General features: G+C 47.8%; 2 protein-coding genes. Both read left to right on the top strand.

All coding sequences use genetic code 11. From position 1 onward, the window contains the following. Positions 1 to 617: 617 nt before the first annotated feature. Entirely contained in the window at positions 618 to 845 is a 228-nt protein-coding gene (locus V6C93_RS06265; protein ID WP_333475795.1) for a hypothetical protein, read from the top strand. Then, positions 766 to 4332, top strand: a complete 3567-nt coding sequence (locus V6C93_RS06260; protein WP_333475794.1) for a hypothetical protein — start codon at positions 766 to 768, stop codon at positions 4330 to 4332. The genes V6C93_RS06265 and V6C93_RS06260 overlap by 80 nt, the downstream gene beginning before the upstream one ends. The last annotated feature ends 70 nt before the right edge of the window (positions 4333 to 4402 follow it).

The following is a 4402-nucleotide window of genomic DNA, read 5'->3' as shown; positions in this document are numbered from 1 at the left end:
CCAAAAGCTCGTATCCCTGATCGAGGGTGGCAAGCGCACGGTCAACCAAGAGCTAGATCTCAAGATACGAAAGCTTCTAGATATCAATGAATCGTAGTCAAAATGACTTCGACTAGGTAACCCTGCCAAGAAATTGCAACAAACCTTAGTATTCAACCCTTCTTGAAAAGGAACTAATGCAACCTGAAGCTGGTGGCAACAGGACGCGACACCTCGTTACTCGACATCGGGTGGACTCGATCGCCTAACGAACCCGTTCTTTGTTCTAAGTACAGGCATTTTGTTCTAAAAAATTTTACCCCTAAAAATTGGCATCAAACCTTTGCTATATATAGCTTTCAGCTTTAGAACAAAGCCCTCCACATCCCCCGATAAAACCTTCCACATCCCCCGATAAAATCTTCCACATCCCCCGATAAACCGTTCTAAGAATCCTTACTCCATAAAGCGTTCAGCTTCTTAGAACAGCTCCGATCAAGGATTAAAGATCGCTTGACAAATCCCAGTCTCGGGAGTCTGGGAGGATTAGGGTCGCTACTCTACTCCTATCAGGGCAACCGTGAGTCAATTCAAGCATCACACCCCAACCAAAGCGCGACTGAGAGACTCTAAATCCGTTGAACGCCAAGCAAGCTATCGCACAAGGCGCATCACTTTACCTGACTTACCGCTATTCGGTGTCAGCAGATATCTCAGAACTGAATGCTTTTCAAACGATTGGCTGCTTCAGAACAACGGCAATAGCCAAAGTTGGGGGTAGTCTGAATGTCCAAAGGCTATACCTACGCAAGCAAACGGAATACCTGCCCTCATTGCGGTCACGACAGCGGTTGCAAAATCTTTGATGATGGCAAGATTTGGTGTCTCCGGGTTAGTACTAAATCAGATATAGCTCCTGACTACCGTTTGATTGGATGGCTCGGTAATGGCATGGGAGCTTCCTTGGTTGCCAGTCCTCCTCATCTTAGTAGCTCCCTTGACAAAACCGAGTATGAAAACCGCCGCCGTGAATGGGAAAAGCAGCGGAAACAGGCAAAGCGTCACCGACTCGGTATTGAAGACCGAAACGCCCAATATCGCCAGATTGCCCAACGTCTCGATCTCTCGCAACGACACCAACAACTTTTGCGCGATCGCGGATTAACGGATGCCGAAATTGACTTCGCCTATCAGCAGGGATGGATTAGAACTTGGCAGCCGGGTAATCAAACCTTCAATGCCAACCCTCTTCTAGCAGGAATCAACCCCATCACCCACAGGTTAACTGGCGCTGATGGATTTTCCATCGCTGCCTGCGATCCCGATGGAAAAATTACTGGACACCAAATCGCTACCAATAACCGCGATCGCTTGAGTAAATACATTTGGTTATCCAGCAAACGTCACAGTGGCAGTGGTCCGCAGCTCCCCAATGGAGAGCTACCACTATTTGTCTGGAAGCACCCAGAAACCTCAGAAATCCAGGAAGTACACCTAGTAGAGGGTGGTTTAAAATCCCTGCTGGTTGCCTTCTGGCTGTGGAGGGAAGGAAAGAAACATATTGTTGTAATCGGTACTGCCTCTGCTGCTAGATACGGTCAGCAAACGCTGCAAGATTATTTAACGCAATTAGGGGCAAATCGAGTCAAAATCCTGCCTGACGCTGGTGCGATCGCGAATCGGCTCATTAACAAAGCCAATCAACAAACCCTAACATGGCTGCAAGAGTGGGGCTACCATCCCCTCGTAGCTGATTGGGGACAACTCCATGACAAGTCCCAACCCGACTTTGACGAACTGTTAGCCCAAAACAGAGGTAACGAAGTTCGATTCATCAGTGCTGGCGAATACTTGGAGCGCTCATCTTTTGAACATTCACAACAACAGCGCTTAGACGAGTTCGAGGTATGTCATGGTTTCACCCGTTGGCTGAAGCGTCTTTTCAACAAACACAGACCCAAAAAAGGTTTTGGACTAAAGCCACTTCAAAAACCAGTTGAGCTGCCACCAATTATTCACTACAAGCCGGGGAAGCTTCCCTCTCGCTCGTCATGCAATGGTATTGTGCCAAAAATCATCTACAAAAAAGGCGATCGCTTGCTGCTGTGGAAAGAAGCAGTAATTGCAGGTTGGCAGCACATCCTCGATACATCAGCACCAGGATTGGGTAAAAGCCACACGGCGGGTTTGCTTAGTGCCAAAAGCCTGGGAGTTGACCAACTTTGGTACTTTGCAGAACTTGCCCGCAACGTTACCACACCTTCAGTGCGAGAAAACTTCACCTATCTCGAACCCCGTCATAACGGACTCAAACAGGATAGCGATCCAACCGGAAAAACCTATCTCAGGCGACCGAAAGCTGGCGAAACACCTGACACTATCGGCAACTGCCACCGAGCGGAGCTATTTTTGGAATTGTACGCTAAGAACCTACCTTTTATTGAAGGTACTGATAATCCCGTTTGTGCAGGCTGCCACTTGTCTGGAGCTTGCCGCAGCAGTGTTGGCGCTGGCTTTGGGCATCGGCGAAAGCGCTTCCTTACCTTTCAATCCCCCAACATACTAGCTCACTTGGATAGTACACCTGGCTCGGACTTCGAGTGGGGTAAAACTGGCTTGATTTTTGATGAAGCCCTGCGTATTATCAAACCCCTTAAGTTAGTTGAAGTCAAACTCAAAGATGTCGAACAGGCTCTTGCCCAATTGGCTTTAAAAGCGCCTGAAATCAACACAGCTCTAACTCCCATATTTCAACTGCTGATTGACTCTCTCAGCGGCAAAAAGAAACTACCTCGCTACGGCTACAAAGATGGAAAAGTGCGGCAACTCTTTTGGGATGCCTTAGTCTCCCCCAGTATCCAAGAAGATGCTTTCACTGAACCGTTTCAAGGACAGTCGTGCCCATTAGCCTGCACTATGACTGATTCACCCTTACCACCTCTTATTCAAAAAGCTGCCGCTGTCCTTGAACCCGATTTAAGCTTCTTACAGGAACCTGATGGCGTTTCGGTAAAGAATGTCCCCTCAAAGTGGAAAGCGATCGCTTTTAGGGCTAACCAAATCCTGAGACAGCAATCTTATCAGGAAATGACCTCTAAAGCCTTTAATGTGCCACTCAACTGGTTGGTGCTGTTTCTAGAGGTGTTGAGTGGTACAGTACGCGGTGCGTTGCAACTGGAACGTGGCAAACTAATCGTTGCTACCCGCAATAACAGACACAGCGATATCGCCACCTCATCGAAGTGGAACATTTACCTCGATAGCACTGCTAACCGCCAATATCTGGGATTGTGGCTTGACGTACCAGAAGCTGAGATTTTGCACGTCGAGCAAGTTGTTCCTAGTTACAACAACCTCCAAGTCATCCAGGTTAACGGACTGGGGCTAGCGGGGAAGGAACGTTCTGCCTTGTGCGATCGCAGGATTGAAACCCTCCGGAGCCAGTTTAGGGAATGGATACCCGATATCGTTATTGAAGATTGGAAAGATAAGCTCCCAGAAGATGAACCCCTGCACGATCGAGGCAAAGCTCGGTACCTGGCAAAATTCCGAGACACGCGAGGAGCTAACTACGCGACTGATGCTCCGGCACTCGCTAGCTTTGGTATTCCCTACCAAAATATCGGCTCTCTTGAATTACTTTACACGGTACTGACTGGTAAATCTGCGGGTAAAGATGAGCCTGAATTTCAGGAGTTTGTCGATTGGTCTGTACAAAGTGAGATTATTCAGACCGTGGGCAGGCTGCGAGTACACCTGCGACCCAACAAACAGCTCAAATATTACTTCTGCGCCGATTATGACTTGAGTTTCCTTGAGGAACATTCAATTAAAGTAACAACCCTAGATGCTTTTGAAATCACTCCACTAGCAGGTACGCCGACTCAGATTGGTAGATGGGAAGTTCTCAAGCTGCTATCCAAAGCGCTTGAAGCTGGGCAAGACATCCAGAAAATCTCCCAAGCTGAAATTGCACGAACCCTTGGTATTACCCAAGGGCGAGTTAGCCAACTGTTCAGTTCAATCGGTGGATGGAAGCCCTTCAAAAAATTATTAGCACCTCTATTAGAGAACTTAAAAGGGAGGCTAATAAATTGCAATTGGGAAGATATGAACTTCCTGAGAGCTACTTTGGAACTCCCACTTAAAGAGAGCCTTCCCCAAGTGGTAAACCAAGTTGGGATTTGTGAATGGAAGGATTTCGCTGAAATTATCGCCATAGCCTCAAGCGATATCCAGCTGGGGCTTATCGGACTGCTGTTAGATTTGCCCAACTTGTTGCTTCTAAACGAACTGGCAGCAATGTTCTTGCCACCCGACACAAGAGCGTTTTCAACGACTTGGAAAGAGTAACAGTGCTGATTTCTGGTAGGGGACGACAGAGAAAAAGCTCCCCTGCCAATACGCCCGACTAACTCACGTA

Origin of the sequence: Allocoleopsis sp. (assembly GCF_036703385.1) — a bacterium.
In the GTDB taxonomy this organism is placed as follows: Bacteria; Cyanobacteriota; Cyanobacteriia; order Cyanobacteriales; family Coleofasciculaceae; genus Allocoleopsis.
Note: the sequence above shows the minus strand (reverse complement) of the source record. Positions and strands in the feature narration are given on the sequence as shown.